General features: G+C 48.6%; 15 protein-coding genes. 11 read left to right on the top strand and 4 right to left on the bottom strand.

The annotated features are described in order from the left end of the window. Positions 1 to 115: 115 nt before the first annotated feature. From D1627_RS01195 to fbp, 9 genes are all read left to right on the top strand, one after another. Positions 116 to 1,141 carry a sugar kinase gene (locus D1627_RS01195; RefSeq protein ID WP_119430395.1) on the top strand — a complete coding sequence of 342 codons (1,026 nt, stop codon included), beginning with the start codon at positions 116 to 118 and terminating at the stop codon, positions 1,139 to 1,141. A 10-nt stretch (positions 1,142 to 1,151) separates the two neighbouring features. After that, on the top strand, positions 1,152 to 1,811 hold the full coding sequence (locus tag D1627_RS01190; protein WP_119430394.1) for a bifunctional 4-hydroxy-2-oxoglutarate aldolase/2-dehydro-3-deoxy-phosphogluconate aldolase: 660 nt from the start codon (positions 1,152 to 1,154) through the stop codon (positions 1,809 to 1,811). A 332-nt stretch (positions 1,812 to 2,143) separates the two neighbouring features. Then, positions 2,144 to 5,236, top strand: coding sequence for a SusC/RagA family TonB-linked outer membrane protein (locus D1627_RS01185; RefSeq protein WP_158607129.1), 3,093 nt, complete (start codon positions 2,144 to 2,146; stop codon positions 5,234 to 5,236). Between the two features lie 12 nt (positions 5,237 to 5,248). Continuing rightward, on the top strand, positions 5,249 to 6,757 hold the full coding sequence (locus D1627_RS01180; RefSeq protein ID WP_119430392.1) for a RagB/SusD family nutrient uptake outer membrane protein: 1,509 nt from the start codon (positions 5,249 to 5,251) through the stop codon (positions 6,755 to 6,757). Positions 6,758 to 6,816: 59 nt separating this feature from the next. Beyond that, positions 6,817 to 8,295 (top strand): IPT/TIG domain-containing protein, encoded by a 1,479-nt coding sequence (locus D1627_RS01175; protein ID WP_119430391.1) that lies wholly within the window; start codon positions 6,817 to 6,819, stop codon positions 8,293 to 8,295. Positions 8,296 to 8,459: 164 nt separating this feature from the next. Further along, the gene (locus D1627_RS01170) at positions 8,460 to 9,800 is read left to right on the top strand and encodes a polysaccharide lyase 6 family protein (protein ID WP_119430390.1); all 1,341 of its coding nucleotides are present in this window, start codon (positions 8,460 to 8,462) and stop codon (positions 9,798 to 9,800) included. A gap of 53 nt (positions 9,801 to 9,853) precedes the next feature. Then, positions 9,854 to 12,049: an alginate lyase family protein gene (locus D1627_RS01165; protein WP_119430389.1), complete on the top strand. Its 2,196-nt coding sequence runs from the start codon at positions 9,854 to 9,856 to the stop codon at positions 12,047 to 12,049. A gap of 135 nt (positions 12,050 to 12,184) precedes the next feature. Beyond that, entirely contained in the window at positions 12,185 to 14,404 is a 2,220-nt protein-coding gene (locus D1627_RS01160) for a heparinase II/III family protein (RefSeq protein WP_158607128.1), read from the top strand. Positions 14,405 to 14,492: 88 nt separating this feature from the next. After that, positions 14,493 to 15,500 carry a class 1 fructose-bisphosphatase gene (gene fbp, locus D1627_RS01155; protein ID WP_119430387.1) on the top strand — a complete coding sequence of 336 codons (1,008 nt, stop codon included), beginning with the start codon at positions 14,493 to 14,495 and terminating at the stop codon, positions 15,498 to 15,500. A 135-nt stretch (positions 15,501 to 15,635) separates the two neighbouring features. Here the strand turns inward: fbp and D1627_RS01150 are convergent, their stop codons facing one another. From D1627_RS01150 to D1627_RS01135, 4 genes are all read right to left on the bottom strand, one after another. Beyond that, positions 15,636 to 16,529 carry a carbohydrate kinase family protein gene (locus tag D1627_RS01150; RefSeq protein ID WP_119431063.1) on the bottom strand — a complete coding sequence of 298 codons (894 nt, stop codon included), beginning with the start codon at positions 16,527 to 16,529 and terminating at the stop codon, positions 15,636 to 15,638. A 123-nt stretch (positions 16,530 to 16,652) separates the two neighbouring features. Continuing rightward, entirely contained in the window at positions 16,653 to 17,387 is a 735-nt protein-coding gene (locus D1627_RS01145) for a hypothetical protein (RefSeq protein ID WP_119430386.1), read from the bottom strand. A gap of 43 nt (positions 17,388 to 17,430) precedes the next feature. Continuing rightward, positions 17,431 to 18,807, bottom strand: a complete 1,377-nt coding sequence (locus D1627_RS01140; protein WP_199688350.1) for an MFS transporter — start codon at positions 18,805 to 18,807, stop codon at positions 17,431 to 17,433. Positions 18,808 to 18,821: 14 nt separating this feature from the next. Further along, positions 18,822 to 20,282 carry a mannitol dehydrogenase family protein gene (locus D1627_RS01135; protein WP_119430385.1) on the bottom strand — a complete coding sequence of 487 codons (1,461 nt, stop codon included), beginning with the start codon at positions 20,280 to 20,282 and terminating at the stop codon, positions 18,822 to 18,824. A 175-nt stretch (positions 20,283 to 20,457) separates the two neighbouring features. Here D1627_RS01135 and D1627_RS01130 point away from each other — a divergent pair, with 175 nt between their 5' ends. Together D1627_RS01130 and D1627_RS01125 are read left to right on the top strand one after the other, a co-directional pair. Then, the gene (locus D1627_RS01130) at positions 20,458 to 21,483 is read left to right on the top strand and encodes a LacI family DNA-binding transcriptional regulator (protein WP_119430384.1); all 1,026 of its coding nucleotides are present in this window, start codon (positions 20,458 to 20,460) and stop codon (positions 21,481 to 21,483) included. 181 nt (positions 21,484 to 21,664) lie between these two features. Continuing rightward, the gene (locus D1627_RS01125; RefSeq protein WP_119431061.1) at positions 21,665 to 22,078 is read left to right on the top strand and encodes an STAS/SEC14 domain-containing protein; all 414 of its coding nucleotides are present in this window, start codon (positions 21,665 to 21,667) and stop codon (positions 22,076 to 22,078) included. The last annotated feature ends 398 nt before the right edge of the window (positions 22,079 to 22,476 follow it).

Raw genomic sequence — 22,476 nt, 5'->3', positions numbered from 1 at the left:
ACATAGTATGAGTTTAGCAGGGAAAGTGGTTAAGGTAGCTGGAGGTAGTCATGATAAAGATACCAACATCGACATTAACTGTATTATTTTCTGCTAATAATTAACATAAAGCCTTATGAAAAAAGTAGCCTGTTTTGGAGAGGTCATGATGCGGTTGTCTACGCCGGGGCACCAGATGTTTGGGCAAGCCAGGCAGTTTAATGCCTGTTACGGAGGGGCAGAAGCAAACGTGGCCATTTCATTGGCTACCTTCGGCGTTCCGTCCTCGTTTATTACCCGCGTGCCTGCCAACGATTTAGGTGAGTGCGTGTGGCAGGAGCTACGCAGGTACGGGGTTGGTACGCAGGGAGTTTATACAGGCGGTGACCGGCTCGGGTTATACTTTCTGGAAAGCGGGGCTGGTTTCCGCTCCAGCAAAGTTATCTACGACCGGTCCCATTCCTCCTTTGCTGCGCTGGCGCCAGGCATGATAGACTGGGAAGCACAGCTTGCCGGGCATGACTGGTTTCACTGGTCCGGTATTTCGCCGGCAGTTTCGCAGAGCGCGGCAGAAGTATGCTTGGAGGGCGTAAAGATGGCTAAACAGCTTGGCCTGCAAATTTCCTGCGACCTGAACTATCGTAGCAAGCTGTGGCAGTACACCGATTCGCCGGAGGAAGTCATGACAGAGTTAATGGCTCTTACCGATGTGGTACTTGCAAACCCTGATGATGCCTGGCACTATTTCGGTATTAAAGCAGAAGGGTATGATATTGACGACCCAGCCTATAACGAGGCGGTGCTGCGGCTACTGGTTCAAAAGTTTCCAAACATCAAAACGGCTGTAACTACCCTGCGCCGCACCATAAATGCCAGCCATAATTCCTGGGCTGCATTGATGCTTCAGCACGACGAATCACTTTTATCTCCAGTTTACGACCTGAACCCAATCATTGACCGCGTAGGCGGAGGAGACTCCTTTATGGCCGGTCTTATTTATGGGTTGCTCCAACACCCAGATGACTTGCAGTACGCCCTGAACTTCGCTGTAGCCGCATCTGCGCTGAAGCATAGTATAGAAGGAGATGCCAATCTGGTAAAAGTGGCCGATGTTGCCAAACTCATGGAAGGGAGCTCTGTTGCTGCCCGTGTATCCCGTTAAAAAAACGCAAATGTCTAGACGTTCAAGAATAGAAGTAGCCTTAGCTATGGAAGCTACAGGCCTGATTCCGCTGTTTTACGAAGCTGACCTGGCAGCGGCAAAGCAAATTCTGAGTAGTTGTTACAGAGGAGGAGCCAGGGTAGTGGAGTTTACCAACCGGGGAGAGTTTGCCCATGAGGTGTTTGCTGCGCTGGTAAAGTATGCACGCCTTGAGTTGCCTGAGCTTATACTTGGCATTGGTTCTGTAACCGATGCGGGCACCGCCGCTTTATACATGCAGCTCGGTGCTGAGTTTATCGTAACGCCGGTGCTTCGCGAGGACATCGCTAAAGTTTGTAACCGCCGTAAGGTGTTATGGTTGCCTGGCTGCCAAACCCTAACCGAAATCTCGGCTGCTGAGGAGTTGGGTGCCGAGATAGTAAAGCTATTTCCTGGCGAAAGTATAAATCCAAACTTTATAGCGGCTATTAAAGGGCCATGTCCTTGGACAAAGGTAATGCCAACCGGTGGTGTTTCACTTGAGGAGGAAAAACTGGCCCCTTGGTTTAAAGCAGGTGTAACTTGTGTAGGAGCGGGTTCAAAGTTAATACTTGATAAGTACAATTATGCTGCCATTGAGCGAGCAACAAGTGAGGCATTACTAACTATTCAGGGTATTCGGAATTCTTGACCAGCTGGCTAATTTTGCCAAGGAAACCAGCAACACGCTATTGGTTTCAAAAGTCAAAATATCAGTAATTTACGTTGGTGAGTGATTACTTTATTAAGCTGGAAAAAAAATATAAAAAAAGCATTGCAGAAATGATAGATGTGAAATAAAATTGATTATATTGGTTAACCAATTTACGGTAAACCAAATGAAGCTCAATTAACCTTATACCTTAAAACATTAAAATTATGCAAAATGCTTTACCTGCAAAGCCACAAATCGGGAGATTGCTGAGAAATATTCTCTTATTCTCTGCGCTGCTGTTGTATTGCGCTACCGGTTACTCTCAAACCGTGCAAAGTAATAAAGCGGCAGGCACTGTAACCGGAAAAGTTACTGATAATGGAGGGGAGCCTCTGCCTGGTGTAACTATACTGGTGCAAGGTACTGCTGTCGGGACTGTATCAGGGCCGGATGGTAGTTTCGAGATAAAAGCCGAACCTAATAGCTCTTTATTGTTTCGGTACATCGGTTTTACGGAAATGGTCGTGCCGCTAGAAGGAAAGAAGCAGCTAAACGTTTCGCTGCAGACCGACACCAAGCAGCTAAGCGAAGTAGTGGTTGTTGGCTATGGTGAGCAAAAAAAATCACACCTGACAGGATCAATCGCCAGGCTCGAGAACCAGAATCTGGAGCAGATACCTGTTTCGCGCATCGACCAAGCTATACAAGGCCAGATTGCAGGTGTTAAGGTGCAGAATATTACCTCCGAGGTTGGTGAGGCACCTGAAATAAGCATACGTGGGGTAAGTTCCATCAGTGCAGGAAGCTCTCCGCTGGTAGTAGTAGATGGCTACCCTACTACTGATGGCCTTGAATTTATAAATGCAGCCAGTATCGCTTCCATTGAGGTTTTAAAAGATGCAAGCTCCACGGCTATCTACGGTTCGCGCGGAGCCAATGGCGTTATCCTGGTTACAACGAAAGAGGGTAAGGCAAACGAGCCACGTTACGATTTCCAGTCATATTTTGGTGTGAAGTCCTTCTATAAGAAAGAGGATGTGATGGATGCTTATGCATATACCGATATGCTGCTACGTGAAAACCAACTGATTGAGGATGCGAAGGCTGCCCGCGAAGGACGGGAAGCCAAGGTGCTGGACTTTACGTCGAGAGAGCGCATGATGCGCCTTATCGCTGATAACTCGGGCTTAACCGACTGGCAGGACGAAGCTACACGCGATGTAACCACGATGCAAAGCTACCTGATGAACGTTTCTGGCGGTGGCGGAAACATCAACTATTTTATTTCGGGGCAGTACGTTGATGATGAGGGTATGCTAAAAGATAACAGCATGAATCGTTTTAACCTCTCAGCCAAAATCAACGCCAAGCTAAATAAGAAACTTAAGATCGGCTTAGACTTAAAGCCAACCTATACCCATACTCAAAAATCGGCAGTGCCTTTTGCTGATTTTACCCGCTCTCATACTTGGTCGCCGGTTAGGCACAATGCGTATACTTCTGCTGCCACAGGCTACGCCGAAGGAGAATATGCCCATGGCAGGCACTACAGAAATATCGTGCTCACTTACCTAGACGCTGAAGGAAACGAACAAACTGTAACAAATTCAAACATTTGGGGCACAGGTAACAACAACCCGGTATCACGGATGGAAAACGAGTGGCGCCACCAGTATGATTACCGTTTGGTTGCCAACTCATTCTTGCAGTGGGATATCGTTAAGAACCTGCGCTTTAAAACGACGCTCGGCACATACATAAAATATAGAGACTACGACAGATGGCGCAACTCTAAGGCCGATGACGCTGGCCTTCGCCTTTCCTCAAACAACACGCTGCTCTCTAAAGACATCCTGAGCGAAAATACCCTGGATTACAAGTGGGAGCAAGGGCAGCATACAGTAAATGCGCTGGCAGGTTATACATACCAGTACACAGACTATAAGTACACCTCTATAGAGGGCTCGCAGCAGCCTACAGACTATGTGCCTACAGTAAATGCCGCTACTACGCTTAACTTGGCCAACTCCTTTACTCTAAAAGAAGAAGACGCATTGATCTCATACTTAGGCCGTATCAACTACGCCTACGGAGACAAGTACCTGCTTTCCGTAGCAATGCGTACAGATGGCTCTTCAAGATTCGGTGATAAGAAAAAGTATGGCTGGTTCCCATCTGCCTCTGTTGGGTGGAATGTTGCCAACGAAGCCTTCTGGGCTGATAAATTAGGGGCAATCAACGTATTCAAACTACGTGCTAGCGTTGGCCTTACTGGCAACAACAACATCAATAACTATGTGAACCTGAACACCCTGGCAGGGGCAAACTACGTTTTCGGTGACGGCATCGGGAGTGTGGCGCAAGGGCTTGGCCAGATCAACGAAACGATTTCAAACAACTCCATTACCTGGGAGAAAACGCTTGAGTTCGACTATGGGGTAGACTTAGGCTTGTTTTCTAACCGCTTAACGCTAACCGCAGATTACTATTACTCGGTAACACAAGACCTGCTCTATCAGCAAAACATCACAGCCATATCTGGCTACCGCAATTTCTGGAACAACATAGGCCGCATCGAGAATAAAGGCCTGGAGCTTTCCTTGAACGCATACGTGCTGAACAAGCCAGAATTTACATGGCAGGTAGGCGCTAACATCTCTGCTAACCGAAACAAACTGCTCTCGTTGGGGGGCGCACCACAGTTCATCAATACCGGTGAGCGCGGGGAACAGTACATTTCTAAGGTAGGTGAGGAGATGGTGCAATTCTATGGCTATAAAATGATTGGCGTGTGGCAGAACCAAGAGGAGATTAACGCCAACCCGCACTCTGCCGAAGATGCTCCGGGCGGCATACGCGTGGCAGACATCAACAATGATGGCGTGATTGACGCAAATGACCGTACCGCGACAGGCAGTCCTTTCCCAGATTATACTTGGGGCATTACGAACAGAGTAAACTTTAAAGGCTTTGACCTGAGCGTGACTTTAGAAGGGTCTGAGGGAGCTGAGGTGTTCAGCGGCGACGGGTATTATACAGAGTCTCGTTACCTGCACCACGACTTTACAGATGGCCGTTGGTTCAGCCCGGATTACGCAGCCTCTAAGCCACGCGAGAAAAACGGCCGCGAGTGGGTGAACACAGATTACCTGGTACACGATGCCTCTTACATTGCACTACGTAGTGCCGTGCTAGGTTATACGTTGCCTAAGGCACTTTCCTCACGTGTAAAACTGGAGAATATCAGAGTGTATGTTTCTGGTTATAACCTGCTGTACCTGATGTCTGATGAGTATACAGGCCTTAACCCGGAAGCACAGATGACGAGCGGGCTTTACGAGTCGCCACTTATCGTGGGGTACCAGCGTGGTGCCTACCCGATCCAGCGTACGCTTACCTTGGGTATTGATGTGAAATTTTAAGCTGCAAAGAAAATGAGAACTATCCATACAATTTTAAAGCGTACAGGCCTGAGCCTGTCATTGGTAGCAGCCACCTGCTTTGTTTCTTCCTGCGAGGACCAACTGGACCTGCGCCCGATCTCCGAAGTGGAAGAAGGCGGTTTTTACCAAAACGCACAAGACATAAACCAAGCCCTAATCGCCACCTACAACAGCCTGCATGGCTTAATGGAGCATGAATGGGCCCTCACGGAGATTCGCTCCGATAACACAACCATAACGCCAAGCGCCAGTGTGGCCCGCCATACCACGGTGCGTGACCTAGACCGCTTTGTGGTAAACCCACTGAACGAGTATGTGGAAAATTACTGGCGTGCCGCATACCGCACCATCGCGCTTTCTAACGACGTGCTGGACCACATCGAGGTGGTAGCAGACCCAACGCTTCGTGGGCAGTACGAGGGTGAAGCGCGCTTTATGCGAGCTTTGGCGTACTTTAACCTGGTGAGACTGTGGGGCGGCGTGTTTATCACAGAAAACTCCATGACAGGGGAGGAAGCCATCGGTAAAAATTACCAGCGCAGCACCGAGGCAGAGGTATATGCATTTCTGCTTAATGATCTGGAACTGGCTACAGGCATGCTGCAAACCAACGTAGCCAAAGGGCGCGTAACCAAATGGGCGGCACAGGCACTTTGGGCAAAGGCGCTTCTCACAGCAAAAGGCCCTGGAGATGTAGAGAAAGCCGAAAGCCTACTGCGCGAGATTGTAGGTAAGTATAATCTTCAGAGCAGCTATGCTTCGGTGTTCAGTATCAGCAACGAGTACAGCAGCGAGATTTTATTTGCCGTGCGCTATACCTCCGGCAACGTAGGGCTGGGCTCTCCATTTGCAAATCTTTTCGGCCCAGACAATAGCGAGAACTATGTAGTAACAGGAGATGGTGAAGAGTATAACTATCCAACCGAAAGTATCACGAATGCTTTTATCGATGAAGGAGACGCCGCTAGGAAAGAGGCTTCAATGGCTCAAAGCTGGGTTGGTAAAAGCGGTAAAGTTACAAACATAAACTTCGTTACTAAATTCCTCTCCAAGTTTGCCGTAGCCGAGGATGCCGAGAACGATTGGCCTATCCTGCGTTATTCTGATGTGCTACTGCTATTAGCTGAAGCAATTAACGAAAATAACGGTGCCCCAACGGAGGAGGCAATCGGATACCTAAACCAGGTGCACAGGCGTGCTATGCCCGGAAGCGAACCGTACTCTGCCATGAATGCCGGAAACTACTATGACTTTGTACTGGCCTTGGCGAAAGAGCGAAGATTAGAGTTCGCCTTCGAGAACCAGCGCTGGTTCGATTTGCTGCGCCTTGGGTTGGCGAAATCAGTAATGAACACGCACTTCCAAACCGAGCCATACTATAATAACCCGGATCAGGGATTCTTTGCAACTGGCCCTATTTCAGATTGGCAGCTCGTATTGCCTATTCCGCAGTTTGAGTTGGATGTAAACCCTCGAATCACCCAAAATATCGGGTATTAAGGCTGGCGCAAGCCATTCGGAATCACAAAATATATCGTCACAAGTAAAGTATAAACAGCATGTTACAGCTATCATATAATAGGTTACTCCAGTTCCTGGTGGTACTGGTGCTCATGACCTCCTGCTATGGCGAGGAAGTAGACCAAACATTGGAAGAAATAAAAGGCGTAAGCCCGGTGATCTCGTCGTTCGAGCCGGCAGCAGCAGACGTAAAAGGACTGGTGACAGTCTACGGCGAGAACTTGAACTTTGTAGACAGCGTGTATATTGGTGGCGTGCTAAGCCCGATCTATCGCCGCGTAAATAGCAATGAACTGGTAGTGCAGGTGGCACCGCAGGCCAAAAGCGGAAAGGTCAGGGTGCTTACATCCGCTAAAAAAGACGGAACTTCGGAAGGTACACTGCAGATCAATTACCCAACCCCTGCAGTGCAATTGGAGCTGTCCGATATTAAGGAGGAGCTCTTTGCCAATGAGGTGGTTGTTCTTGGCGGCACAAAGCTAAATGTAGTTGATAAGGTGCTTTTCGGTGAAAAGGAGGCAAGCATTATTTACCAGCGTGGCGCCTCCATTGCTGTGCTGGTTCCTTTATTCTCTAACGATCAGGTGGTGGATGTTTCCTATACTTACTTCACGCCATCGGGCAGCGAGAAGGTATCCGTGAAATCTGGAATACAGGTGATAACGCCGTCTCCGCGTGTTAGCAACTGGACGCCACTCATCATAAAAGGGAAAAGTTATTCGCTGGAAGGTCAGAATATGAATATGGTGGAAAAGGTGTTTGTTGGCGCCACAGAAGCCACTATAACAGATAAGCAGGCCGGAGCCCTCACGTTTGTTGCATCAGGTGGGGCTACTGCCAATACATCCCTTAAGCTGCAGTATACTAACAACGGGCAGCAGCAGGTGGTTGAGAACCCGGTAGCCTACATTGCCAGCGCCGTAGAAACCTACTTCGATTTTGAGGATCAAAGTCTCTCGGCTGTCACTATTGGCAAGTCAGCACATACTGTTAGCAGCACCATCAACGGCACAGTAGCGCAGCCGGCCTTCCCGGCAGGTAACGCTTACTACCACCTGAAGATGTTTGATGCAGCCGGCGACGCAGGCGGTAGCTCGATTACGTATATCCGTTTCGATAAGCAGACTAATAGCTCCTGGAAGAGCATGTACACGAACAACGCTAGCGGCCAGCCGGTGTTGCACTTCTGGCTTCACGTAAATAACACCACACCAACAATCAAAATCTACCTTACCAAAAATGACAGCTACTCACTTAAGTTAAAGGACTTGAGCCCAGAGAAGTATAAAGAAGTATTTGGAGAAGATGGAAAAAAATGGGCGCTGATTGCCGTTCGTCTGAAGGATCTGGCACCGTCCGTAACTGAGTCTGCCGTATCAGCCGACAGCTATATGCGTGTAAACTTCTTAGTGGATAGCCAGCAGAATGTGCCGCTTGAAGCTAATATGGATTGGATTTCGATTACTGATAAAGTGCTGACAGGCATCGGCGCAGTAGACATGACAGATTCTTTTTAACTGATAGCCAAAATTCCTATTCCCGCACCGGTTAGCCAGTCTGCTTACTTGCCCAACAAGTATAGGCTACGGGTTAACCGGTGCTTTTTTGTGATCCGGCAGTTTAAGGAAAGATAGAATCTAAAGTATAGCATCGCAATAAAAGTATAAGACAGAGAATACCCATGAGAAATAATAGCGCTGTTTTAATAATGTTACTGCTCACGCTTAGCCTGAGTAGTGCCTGGACACCCCGCGCCACAAGTACACTCGTGAAAAACCAGGCAGAACTGAAAGCAGCTATTGCCAGGGCCAAGCCCGGCGACACACTGGTGATGGCCAACGGGCAATGGGAAAACGTATCCATACTTTTCGAGGGACAAGGCAAAGCAGAAATGCCTATCGTGCTCACAGCTCAGGAAAAGGGAAAAGTGATCCTGAGCGGCCAGAGCGAAATCCGGATAGCCGGGGAGTTTCTGGAAGTAAACGGCCTACATTTTAAAAATGGGATGGCGCCTTCTAACACGGTGATTTCCTTCCGCAAAGACTCTAAAACAGTGGCCAACAACTGCCGCGTCACCAACTGCGTGATTCAGGATTACAGCAATGTGGGCGCAGACGAGAAGTGGGTGAACATCTATGGCAAGCACAATCGCTTCGACCATAACCTGCTGGAAGGCAAGAAAAGCGAGGGCACCACGCTGGTGGTATGGCTCAGCGACTCGGCTAGCCTCGAAAACAAGCACCGCATCGACCATAACTATTTTGGGCACCGGCCCGCGCTGGGCAAAAACGGTGGCGAAACAATCCGCATAGGCACTTCGGACCACTCGATGCACCGCTCACAAACGGTAGTGGAGCAGAACTACTTTTACCGTTGCGATGGTGAGGCAGAGATCATCTCCATCAAATCAGCGGAAAATGTGATTCAGCAGAATGTGTTCTATGAGTCGCAGGGCTCGGTAGTGCTGCGCCACGGCAACAATAACATCATCCGTGACAATGTGTTTATTGGGAACAGAGTGAAGGGCACCGGCGGCATACGTGTCATCAATCAAGGCCACCAGGTATACGGCAACTTTCTGCAGGAACTGAATGGCAGCGAGAACAAGTCCAGTTTGGTGGTGATGAATGGCATTATCAATTCTCCGCTGAACGGCTACCACCAGGTGCGCGATGTCACTATCAAAGACAATACGTTTGTGTTTTGCAGCCCCTGGCAACTGGGCGTGGGAAGCAGAGCAAAGCAAACCCTTCTGCCAGAGCGCACCCTCATCGCCGACAACACTTACTACAATCCCACCGGCAAGGTGGTGTACGAAATGGAAAACCCCTTGCCCGGCATTACCTTCCGCAATAACAAGTACACCATCGGCGTGCCTACACCGGTGGAGGGCTTTACCAGAAACAAACAAACCTTTGTGAAAGGCAAAAACGGTCTCTGGAAAGTGAAAGGCACACCGGATCGGGAACTGCCTGTAAGCCTCGACGCTGTAGGCCCGGAGTGGCTGCGCCCCACGCTGTAAAAGCAGTTTCAAGACCAGTTAAAGTATAAACCCGATTTCTCACCCAAGCCATTATGAATTTAAAGTATAGCATAAAGCTTTTCTGTATTTGCTGTTTGCTGTTGTGGCAACAGGGCCTGGCGCAGAAGTCATCAAAAGTCAAAACGGCTCACCCGTCGTTGCTGCTGACGGAGCAGGGCGCGCGGCAGATAAAGGAAAGCCTGGGCCGTTATCCTTTGCTGGACCAATCGTATGCCCAACTGAAAAAAGAGGTCGACAAAGCGCTGAAGGCGAAAATGGACGTGCCATTTCCGCGCGACCCCGCCGGCGGGCATACCCATAAACAGCACCAGAAAAACTACAAAACCATGCAGGCGGCGGGCATCGTGTACCAGGTGACCAAAGACGAACGTTACGCCCGCTATATCCGGGACATGCTGCTGGCTTACGCTAAAATTTACCCGATTTTACCGCTTCACCCGGAGGCAACTTCTAAAACACCCGGCAAGCTTTTCTGGCAAAGCCTGAACGATTGCGTGTGGCTGGTGCACACTATCCAAGCCTACGATTGCATTTATACTTGGCTGAGCCCCGAGGACCGGAACACGCTGAACAAACAGCTTTTCTACCCGATGACGAAGTTCCTGTCTGAAGAGTCTGCCTACTCTTTTAACCGCATTCATAACCACGGTACTTGGGCGGTGGCCGCGGTGGGTATGACAGGCTATGTGCTGGGCGATCAGGAATTGGTGCAGAAATCATTGTACGGGTTAGGAAAAGATGGCAAAGGCGGCTTTTTTGCGCAGCTAGATCAGCTTTTCTCCCCGGATGGTTACTATACCGAAGGACCTTATTACCAGCGTTATGCTATGATGCCTTTTGTGCTTTTCGGCAAAGCCATTGCGCAGCACCAACCCAAATATCAACCCTTTGCCTACCGCGACAGCGTGCTGGTGAAGGCCGTGCAAACAACGCTGCAACTCACTTATAACGACGATTTTTTCCCGATGAATGATGCCATTAAAGGAGAGAACCTGACGACCGAAGAACTGGTGTATGCTGTGGATTTGGTGTATGGTTACACAGGCCAGCCGGAGCTGTTGAGCATTGCCAACATGCAGCAGCGCGTCATCCTGACAGCGGAAGGCGTAGCGGTGGCCGCTGCCTTAAGCAAAGGAGAAGCTGTACCTTTTAACTGGCGCTCGATGGCAGTACGCGACGGTGCGCAGGGAAATGATGGGGGTATTGGTATTTTGCGGAGCGGCGCTGCGCCGGAGCATACCTGTGCCGTGTTCAAGTATAGCGCGCACGGGCTCAGCCACGGGCATTACGATAAGCTCTCTATCTTGCTTTACGACAAGGGGCAGGAGGTGCTGCAGGATTACGGGGCGGTACGTTTTGTGAACGTCCTGGAGAAGAACGGCGGCCGTTACCTAGCTGAAAACAAAACCTGGGCGCATCAAACGGTGGCGCACAATACAGTGGTGGTTGATGGGCAATCACACTTTGGCGGCGACATCAAGCGCTCGGAGGAGTCGGCCCCGCAGGCTTTATACTTTAACAGTGAGAACGCAGCCGTGCAGGTTTCTGCAGCCACCACAGCCGATGCCGTTCCGGGCGTGAAGATGAGCCGCTACGTGGCCCTTATCCAGGATACGCAGTTGCAAGAGCCTGTGCTGCTCGATGTGTTTGACCTTGCCTCGGATACCGAGCACCAGTACGACTTACCCTACTATTATTTAGGGGAATTAGCTGCCACAAACTTTGAGCGGAAAGCAACCAACGAAACTACTTTGGGCAAGGACAATGGCTATGAGCACCTGCTGCTGCAAGCCGAGGCAAAACCCGGCAAGGGATCGGCACAAATCACCTGGCAGAACAAGAAGCAATTTTATACCCTGACGACTGCAGCTATAGACAAAACACAAATCCTCTTTACACAGATAGGAGCAACGGACCCAGACCAGAACCTGCGCCATGAGCCGGGGCTGATGCTTCGGGTGCCGCATGCGAAGCAGCATACTTTTGTGTCGGTGGTGGAGCCGCATGCCAAAGCTGGTACACAGGTGGCGGCGGTGGAGTTGCTGTCAAAATCCACTACAGGTATAGCGGTTGGGTTGCGCCTTGCTTCCGGTGAGGAGCGCGTGCTGCTGCTGGCAACAGGGCCGGTATCAGCGGAGCCTTGCGAAGTGAACCTGGATGGAAAACAAGTACGGTGGCAAGGCACGCATTGGTATGGCTTGCGCGGCGAGTTGCCGGTGAGGTTATAGCTACCTCATTTTTTAAAATGAAAACAAGAACTTTATATGTATAGCTTTTCAGGTTTTACTCGATCAGGTATAAAGTGCGCTTTATTTATACTTTGCCTTTTAGCCAGTTTTGCTGCTATAGCGGCAACACCCAAAGTGCCGGCAGACAAAGTGTTGACAGAGCAGGAACTGTTTAAGGTGCTGCAGGGGGCAACGGACCCGGCGCTGGCACAGGCACTGCAACTGCACCAAAAAGGAGGGAAGAAAAACCGCGAAAAGGCGGTGCAGCAACTGGCGGCATACTTTAGGCAGAAGGCGGCGGAACGGTATTATTTTAACTGGCAGCACTTTGAGGAACGGCTAAGCGATTACCTGGCCCGCTTCCCGGAACAAGCGGCGGCCCATCCGGTAAACGCCGCTTCGCACATGGACCTATACCCGGCGAAAACAGTATGGAAGCTGCCCTTCAAAAACCTGAAAGGCGAAGACGTGAGTGCGTATGCCGTGCGCCATTTATCGCGCCAGCACAAAGCACCGGATATGGCGCTCAGCCATTACATCACCGGAAACGAGAAGTACATCAACTATTTCACGGAGCAGGTGGCCTCGCTGAACGCGGCGTTTAACGCAGGTAAAGTGGAGACGCTGGAAGACGGAAACGGCACCTACGAGGCGTTCCGGGGCGGGAACCGCATGCTCAACTGGCTCTTTGCGCACCACGCCTTTCTGGCCTCCGAGCATTACTCCGACGAAGAGCAACTCTTGCTGATCCGCACGTTTCTGCAACACGCAGCTTTCCTGTACCGCGATAACCAGCAGTTCAAGTATGGCAACCACCAAACTAAGGGCATGACAGCGCTGGCTATGATTGCCATGCTTTATCCGGAGGTGGAAGAATCTAAAGTATGGTATGCGCATGCGATGAAACTACTCGGCGAGCACCTGGCAAAGGAAATCAACCCGGACGGTTTTCAGTTTGAGCGCACCGTGCACTACCACATCGGCGACATCGACAATTATTTTATGGTATACCAGCTGGCGCAGCGCAACAACATGCCCGTAGATGCCGCCTGGTCCGAGAGCCTGCAATGGATGTTTACCGCTTTATCAGCCATCGCTTTTCCGAACAAAAACGCCCCTGTGCTGCAGGATGATACCGACGAGCCCTGGGCGACGCAGAACGAGATAGGGGAGGCCATGCTGCTAGGCTATCTGCTGTTCGACGATCCTGCGTACGGCTACTTCGCCTCGGATGCCATCAGCAGTACGTATTACTGGCTAACCTCGCGGGAGCAGTTAAAGTCTCTTCAAAATATCGAGCGGCAAAAACCGGCCTTTACCTCTACAGCCCTGCCGGAAACCGGCTACTACGTAATGCGCGAAGGCTGGAACCCGAATGATATGTACATGATCATCTCGACGGGAGTATCCAAGCAGAAACCGGATCACCAGCACGGGGATATTTTAGGGGTTCAAGCCTACGCGTTTGGTGTGCCTTTGCTGCCCAATTACCAGGTGCGTTACTCGCTGCCGGATCTGGAGCTGTTCAAAAACTCGTGGGTGAAAAACGTGGCGCTGGCAGATTCCATTCCGCAGGGGCAGCAATATGCAGGCAATTCCGGGGGCAGCGGCTTTGGTAAATTCGCTGTGCTGCCAAAAGCCACGGTGCAGGTATGGCAGCCATCAGAAAAACACGACCTGTTCATCGGTACGCACAACGGCTACGACAAACAGCAAATCAGCTATACCCGCAAGGTAATTTACCTGAAGGATGATTTTTGGATCGTGAAAGACAGCTTCCAGAGCCCGACTGAACACCGCTACCAGCAAGTATGGCAGGGCAATTATTCGCTGGAAGATGCTCCAGTTTTAGCTCGGGCAAACTTCGGAGACGCCACTGGCTTGGACATCCTGCAACTGGAGCCAATCGAGCGTACCACCTTGGGCGGCAATAACGGTAAAAACAGAGTCGTGTACCAGACCAAGCCAGCCAAAGATTATACTTTCCTGACCGTGCTGCGCCCTTACAAAGGCTTCTCTAACCGCATTGAAGCAACCGCAAAGGAGCTGGGCGATTGGCAGTTGTTCGCAAGCAATTATACCTCTAAAACCACAAGTATAAAGGCAGCCCATGTGTTGGCGCGCGGCGAGGAGTTTTTGCTTTTCAGCTGCCAAAGTATAAACATTGTAGGCCAGATTTTGACTTTAGACACACCTCAGGATTTGAAACTTAATGTGGAAGGAGGAACCCTGCAAATCAGTTCGCTGAGCGCTGATGAAGTTATACTTACCGCAAGCGGGAAAGCGCAGAAGAAATATACGTTGCCTCCTGCCGGTACTTTGAAAGTTGATTTTGCTACTGCCTCGGTTCGGTAAAACAACTTGCTACGATCCGGCAGCTTAAAGTATAAGACAGGAGAAATAAGTATGGAGAATTGTTTACACTCTTATAAAAAACGATGATATGGACGATCAATTAGCACTGCCTGTTGGTACTACGCTGGACAGGTTTATTATGCGGAAGCAGGAGGAGTTCCCTTATGCAACAGGTGAACTATCGCAGTTGCTGAGAGATATTGCGCTTGCCGCAAAGATTGTGAACCGGGAAATAAACCGTGCGGGTTTGCTGGGCATCACCGGGAATTACGGGCAGCAGAACGTACAAGGCGAGGAGCAGCAAAAGCTGGATGTGATCGCCAACATCAGGTTTATACGGGCACTGCGCAACGGCGGGGAAGTATGCACGATCATCTCTGAAGAGGACGATCACGTGATCCAGACCGGAAATACCGAAGGCAAGTACATCGTGGCCATGGATCCCCTGGATGGCTCTTCTAACATCGATGTAAACGTGGCCATTGGCACCATCTTCTCGGTATACAGACGCACCTCTGATGCGAGCGGTGACGGCACCTTAGAAGATTGCCTGCAGAGCGGCGCAAGGCAGGTGGCGGCTGGCTACATCATCTACGGCTCTTCCACAATGTTGGTGTACACAACTGGCTGCGGCGTGAACGGCTTTACCTACGAGCCTTCTTTGGGGGAGTTCTTTCTCTCGCACCCCATGATCATGACACCCTCGGAAGGTAAGATTTACTCCTGTAACGAAGGGAACCTCAACAGCTTCCCTGAGGGTATCAAAGCTTACCTCGACTATTGCAAAGAGCAGAATTATACCAGCCGCTATATCGGCTCGCTTGTTGGTGATTTCCACCGGAACCTTTTAAAAGGTGGTGTATACATTTATCCTGCAACAGCTAAGGCTCCCAATGGCAAACTACGGCTGGTGTATGAGTGCAATGCGCTGGCCATGATTATTGAGCAAGCAGGAGGTATGGCCACAGACGGCACGGAACGTATTTTAACTAAAACACCGACGGAGTTGCATCAGCGCTCCCCACTCGTAATCGGTTCCCCAGAAATGGTAGAGAAAGTGCATACATTCTTAGCCGAAAAAGTGTTGACCGCCTGATGCCACAAACCGCATAAGTGGTAGCCTTGTGCCCAAGTTCTTTAAAAGCAAAATGCACAGCTATAGTATAGCTGTGCATTTTGCTTTTAAAGAGTGAAGCCTGTATGAAGTATAGAGCTTAAGTTTGGCATTCAACTAAACAGAGGCCTTCAAATAATCTGCATTGATTTCTTGCGGCACGTACTTGGGAGTGGCTCCGCGTTGCGTGGCCAGAAAAGCACCAATTAGGCAGGCTCTTTCCAATGTATAGTCCAGTGGTTTTTTTTGCAGGTAGTTAGTCAGGAATGTGGCCAAGAAAGCATCACCGCTGCCTATTGTGTCTTCTACCTCTACCGGAAAGCCCGCATGCTCCAAATAGCCCGATGCATCATGTAACACAGCAGCGCCTTTATCCCCACGGGTCACAATCACCAGCTCCAGGTTAAAACGGTCTTTGATAAACCGCATCTGCTGCGCCTCGTCTCCCTCTGCCTCAAGCCACCCGCAAACCTCTGCCAGTTCCTGGTGGTTCATTTTCACGATGTCAGCAAATTCCAGCAGTGCCAGTATCCTTTCCGGGGTATAGTATGGCGGCCTGAGATTCACATCAAAGATCTTGCGTTTGGCAAGCGGCAGGTACTGGAGCAGGGTTTTCTGAGAAGTGCTGTTGCGAGCCACCAAACTGCCGTACAGAAAGACCTCGCTCTGTGCGATATGTTCTGCCGTCTTTTCATCGTACTGAATATAATCCCAGGCCACTGGCTCTACAATCTTATAAACCACCTCGTTTCGGTTAAGGATGTTCGCCTTTACAACGCCTGTCAGGTGCGTTTGGCCCATCTGAAGCCAGGCTGTGTTGATGTGCTGTTCTTCCAGAAAAGTAATCAGTTCCTTGCCCAAGTCATCGTTTCCCACCCGGCTTACTATCGCAGGATCATAGCCATTGCGCCGGAGGTGAATAGCCACATTCATGGGGGCACCGCCGGGCAGTTTACCGGTTGGCAAAATATCCCACAATACCTCTCCGAAACAGAAAATCTTGGGTTGCATACTCATCTGATTATAAGATTGTAAAAGTTTAAAAATGTGCTATTGTAAAGCAATTTATATCGATATAAAACTAAATCAAGCGTCTATCTGGATGCAGTGCTCCCGGCCTGTGTTAAAATGCAGTCAGAATGAATACGCCTGTACTGAGAACTGAAGAAATGCATTTTCATTGACGGGGTTCCACATACCCCAGATACCCAACGGAATTTTATAGCCCTTCACGTCAAGATCTTTAGCCAGTATAAAGCTGACTTCACTAATCCCTGCATCACGGGCAAAAAAGTTTGCTTTTTCGTTTTCGCCTTGGTTTAAGGCAAAGCTGTAACCAACTCTACCCTTTACTTCTAAACCTTGTTTTTTGTATAAAGGGTATTCCGCGGAAACAAAAGTAGAGTATTTGTTTTCCCGAGTTTCCGCGGTTTTGTCTCTGCCAAAAACCACGGTGTTCCAGCTTAACGTTAGAGGCAGCTGAGTGCTTAAGGTATAATTTGATCTCATATCCCAGAAACGGCCTGTCTCTTGCGGGTTATAATTGAAAAACTCCTTGTTATTATAGGTGGCCTCAGGGGAGAAGTTATAGATATCCCAAAGTTCCAGTACGAGTCTCTCTTTCTTATATCCTATAAAGTTGTTGAACTCTTTATAAGATCCGCTGGCATCCCCGCCGCTCCAGAATCCTCCATAAAAGCCCTTGTAACTGACTTTTATGTCTCCGGTATACACTAAGCCTGTTGCTACCTCTAACCCACGCCACAAATGGCTGTTCCGGATCTGGAGCGAAGAATGTAGCTCCTGGCCTACTGCTGATCCAGCCGCCAAGATGCATACTAAAACCGAAAGCAATTTTACTTTGCGCATGATTTCCAGGTTTAAAAGGTAGACAGGTGTGTTTCGGTGGCTATTATATAACTTCATCCAGGTTATCCTCTTTCCTGATCCGGTACCAGAAAAGCGCGTAACATAGAATCACCAACTCACAGATCACGTTTAAAACCCAGGTCCACTGCCAGGAGCCAATAAGGTCGGCCAGGCCACCTTGCAAGATGGTGAAGACCGCGCCGCCAAACACAGCAGAGATAAAAACCCCGGAAGCCTTAGAAGTATACTTGTTCAGGCCTTTTGTGGCAAGCGAAAAAATACAGCTCCACATAGTGGAATGCAGCAGGCCAATTGCCACCAGAAACCACAGGTTTTGCGTTACCATCGCTACAATAACCAGCACCGTAGAGAGCGACGCGGAAACGGTTAACTGCAACCTGGCTGATACTGTGCTGAAGAAGCTTGCAGCAAAGCGCCCAACCAGAAACCCGCCCCAGTATAAGGTAGATAGTAAGGCGTGTATGCCCAAATCCATGCCGCCGATAATGAGGTCGGTTCTGCCGAAGAAGCTAATGGCGTGCCCGGCACCCATCAATTCAAAGGCATAAAGGTTGATGTTTGCGCCAATAGCCACCTCTGTGCCTACATAGCAGAAAATGGCTAATACACCCAAGGCAAAATGGCGGAAAGACCAAATGCTTCTTTGGGGCATCTCTCCGGAAGAGAAACGGGTATGGGCTATATCCGGCAAGTGCAGTTTGTTTGTTATTACCGTAACTGCCAGCACACAGGCAATCAGCATAGCCAGGGGCCAAAGCAATTGGTGTATCTCGATGTTTTCTATGGAAACCCCACTAAACATGATAACCGTGACGAAGAAAGGAGCGGAGGTTGTGCCGATGGAGTTGATGGCGGTTGTGATGTTGAGGCGCTGCACGGGTTGTGTGCCTGCTAAATCATAGGAAGCCACATAAGGGTTTACTACCACCTGAATTACGGCCGCTGAGGTACCCATTAAGTAAGACCCTAGCACGAAAACGATAAAGCCATAGGCTATGGTGGCGTCACCTAACTGGAACACTAAATTTGGGAAATTAGCGCCCAGTAAAGCTGCACATAAGTACATGACCAAGCCCGAAAGCATCAGCATTAGACCACGCAGTAGCGTACCTTTATAGCCTTTTGCGTTCACCCACTTGCTGCCCAAGGTTCCGTTTATCAGGTACCCCAAAAAGAAGGCAAACGTAATAAGGGTGGTAAAGGTGTTTTTCAGGCTACCGGCATCATCCAAAAAAGTGAACTTGAGGGGGGCCTGCAGCTGCTCATTCACGGTAGTCAGAAAACCAACAATGAAGTAGATAAACGTAACAATTGCAAATGGCAGTAACTTGCTTCTGCGTTCTACGCTTGTAGAAGTTTTAGAAGCAACATTGGCGGGTTCTACATCGATTATCTCCATAACAGTTACGAGTTTTAATTTAATTGGAAAGATGCATCCTTCACGAGAATAGACTGGAGTACCTTTGTAACACCCGCCTCTTTGATTTCCGTTGCAAACGTTTCATACTGATAAGTAAACTCTGGGGAGCTTTTTAAATCTGCACTTTTAAATGCCGAGAGTTCCAGAAAATCATTAGCTGACTCACTTTCTATCAGTTGTTTGTCTTCTGCGGTGAGCCAGGGCTCAGCTACTGTGTATGTCTGTCCGGTTTCGTCTACCTGATACTTGAGGTAGTGTCTATAGGCGGCAAGCAGGAAGGCGACTCTGGTCATGTCTTTGTCATCGCGGAGCATGTGCAGCACGTTTGGCATGATGTAGACCGGGAACTTGGAAACCCCGTCGAAGCAGAGCCTGCTTACCTGATCGCTAACGGCTCGGTTAGAGAATCTTTCTACCAGGATTTGTTTGTAGGCATCAAGGTCTGTGCCTTCAGGAACCTCCACATAGGGAGTAACATCTACATCCATGAAGTTTCGCACAAGCGTAACGATGTCTTCGTCTTGCATTGCCTGGTCTACAGCGCGGTAGCCTTTCAGAAAAGAAGGGTAAGAGAGTAAGGTATGAGAGGCGTTCAGCAGGCTTAGTTTCATGTTTTCGAAAGCGCTCACATCATCTGTAAATTCAACGCCTACGCGCTCCCAGGCTGGTCTGCCGGCTATAAAGTTGTCCTCTATTACCCATTGGATAAAATCTTCGCAGTAAACAGGCACTAGGTCATTTATACCGCTGTTCTGGTTCAGGCGCTGCTTATCCTGTTCTGTAGTAGCAGGGGTAATGCGGTCTACCATGCTGTTCGGGAAGGTAACGTGCTGCTCCACCCATGCTGCCAGCGCCTCATCCTGCGCCTTTATAAAGGCTGTAAAAGCTTTACGGGCTGTGTTTCCGTTGTGCTGCAGGTTATCGCAGGAGAGGATGGTAAGCCCACCCTTGCCAAGGTTCTTGCGTGCCCGCAGCCCCTCTGCCACAAAGCCGAAAACCGTTGTAGGGTTGCTCGGGTTCTTTAGGTCATGCTGTATCGCCTCGCTGCTAAGTATAAATTCTCCAGTCTCCTTATCCAGGTTGTATCCGCCCTCTGTTATAGTTAGCGTAATTACTTTGATGGAATCTGACGCTATTTTAGCGATTACCAACCCAGGGTCTTCGTAGCCTGCTATTAGTTCTTGCAGTGCGGCAATTTTGTAAATTTCATCCTGTCCGTTTCTGCCACAGACCGTTAGTGTATATTCAAGGTTTTGCTGCCTTAAGCCATCTACTATTTTCTTATCTGTTGGGAGTAAGCTTACCCCGCAAATTCCCCAGTTGGCCTGGTCTTCGTGCTGCAGTAATGCATTTGTATAAAATGCTTGATGGGCTCTGTGGAAGTTACCTACGCCTATATGTAATATGCCTGGCTTGATGTGTTCGGATTTGAACGTGTTCTCTACTATATTCATACTAAGGTATATCTGGTTTCCTGAATTAAATTGATTACTAAATCAAATTAAGAAGAATAGTGATTACTTACCTTTTTCTTGTTTGAATACTGCAATGGGAACGTTCCCAAAAACTGGGAACGTTCCCAGGGTGATGCATTCCTAACTTTTTGTATTTTTGATTAAATGCCGCGCGATGAAACGAACCACGATAAAAGACTTGTCAAAATACCTATCCTTGTCTACCTCAACCATTTCCAGGGCTTTATTGAATGATGAGAACGTTCATCCTGATACTAGAAAAAGGGTATTAGAGGCAGCCGAAAAATTTAACTACAGGCCAAACTCAACCGCGCTGAACTTAAGGTATGGAAAGTCAAAGAGCATTGGTTTTGTTGTGCCGGAAATGATCACTCCGTTTTCAGCAAAAGTACTGCAGGGTGTGCAAGACATACTGTATCCTTTAGGTTATAAGGTCATGATTCTACAATCAGACGAAAACCCTATGCGGGAGCGCGAAAACCTGTTGTTGCTGGAAACATTTAACGTGGATGGTATCATTCTAAACCTTTGCCACGAAACTATAAATGAAGGCCTTTATAAGGAGATTATGCAACGAGGTACGCCGCTAGTCTTCTTCGACAGGATTCCCGCCAAATCACTGGATGTTTCAAGGGTTATTGTAGATGACCATATTAAAGCATCGCTTATGGTGGAGCACCTGGTGAGTATCGGCTGCAGAAGAGTTGCCCATATTATGGGGCCCGCCACGGTGCGCAATTCGGTAGAGAGGGCAAAGGGCCACAAACGCATCCTTACGAAGCATGGTATATTTGATTCGGAACTGGTGGTAAAAACGGGAGGAACAATGTTTGAAGATGGCAAAATGGCAGTCAAAAAGCTTTTCGATAAGAATATTGAATTCGACGGCATTTTCGCTTTCACAGATACACTGGCCATTGGTGCAATGAACCACCTTTTGGAGGCAGGCGTTAAAGTGCCTGGCGAAGTAGCTATTGCCAGTTTCTCAGGTACAGAGCTATCCGTAAATGTCTTTCCTCAGCTAACGAGTGTAGAGCAGCCCTTAGTAAGCATGGGAGAGGCGGCTGCAGAGTTAGTGCTGGAAAAGATAAAAGATAGCAATGCCGAGAGCAAAAATGTTGTGCTAAATGCCGAGCTGATATACAGAGCATCAACACTCACTAAGAAATCCTCAACTTAAGTTTAATAATAAGCCTGTATGTATAATTGCTCAGAAATAGTGATAGTATAGATAATTCTAGCCTTGACTTATTTTTTGGTTGATAATACTAGAAAAAGTAAAAAAAGAGATGCTTAGTTTATTGTGCTACAATTATACTACCTTATTTTTGTGCATAAATTGAATGTGCTTACGCTGTAACATGAGACAAGAACTAAAGAATATATTTGGGAAGGTATTTATTACAATTACCGTGGACACCGAAAACAGATGGGTACACACGAACTGGGTCGGATACCTAACTCAGGATAATATTAAAGCAGGTGCCTTTGCCTACACCGAGGTAATAAGAAAAACGGGGTTTAGCTGCGTACTCAACGACACTACCGAAGTGCTTGGGAGCTGGGATCATTCGCTTGAGTGGGTTGTTAATGAATGGGCAGTACAGGCAGCTGCAGCCGGAATACGCCATTTCGCCATGATTACTACACCTGAGTCTTTTGCTGAATCAACGGCCACTAACTTTTTCGCTAATAATAAAGCGTTTGAGGTAAAGATGTTTGAAGGCAGAATTAGCGCCATGGCATGGCTACGGCAGTATTCCTTAAAGGGGTAGCGGCCTCACTGTTACTCGCTTCTTAGTTTAGAAATTAAAAACGCCGAGCCCTCTACCTATACAAATATATTGGTAGAGGGCTCGGCGTTTTTATGCCAGAAGTATATAAGCCCTCTTTTCAATGGAATGCGAGACCGTATCGATGAGTTCAATTAATTTCGATGGTAATCTAAAGGTAGCTATGGTACAGTATCAGCATAAATCTTATGGAGGAGTTGGATCAAATTAACCTAGATTCGAGCATCTTATTCTTTTGTTATATAGTACTTTAAGGCAATAAAGTATAGCTTGCTGTGCTCCTTGCCTAGTATTCAGCTTGCTGTGCTAGAAATATTGTATTTCTAGGGCTAATGCAGACAATCAGCCAATGCATCATCATTTCAAAACCGAAGTCTACA

The organism is Pontibacter oryzae, from assembly GCF_003576375.1.
In the GTDB taxonomy this organism is placed as follows: domain Bacteria; phylum Bacteroidota; class Bacteroidia; order Cytophagales; family Hymenobacteraceae; genus Pontibacter; species Pontibacter oryzae.
The sequence above is the reverse complement of the archived record's forward strand: the minus strand, read 5'-3'. Positions and strand labels throughout refer to the sequence as shown.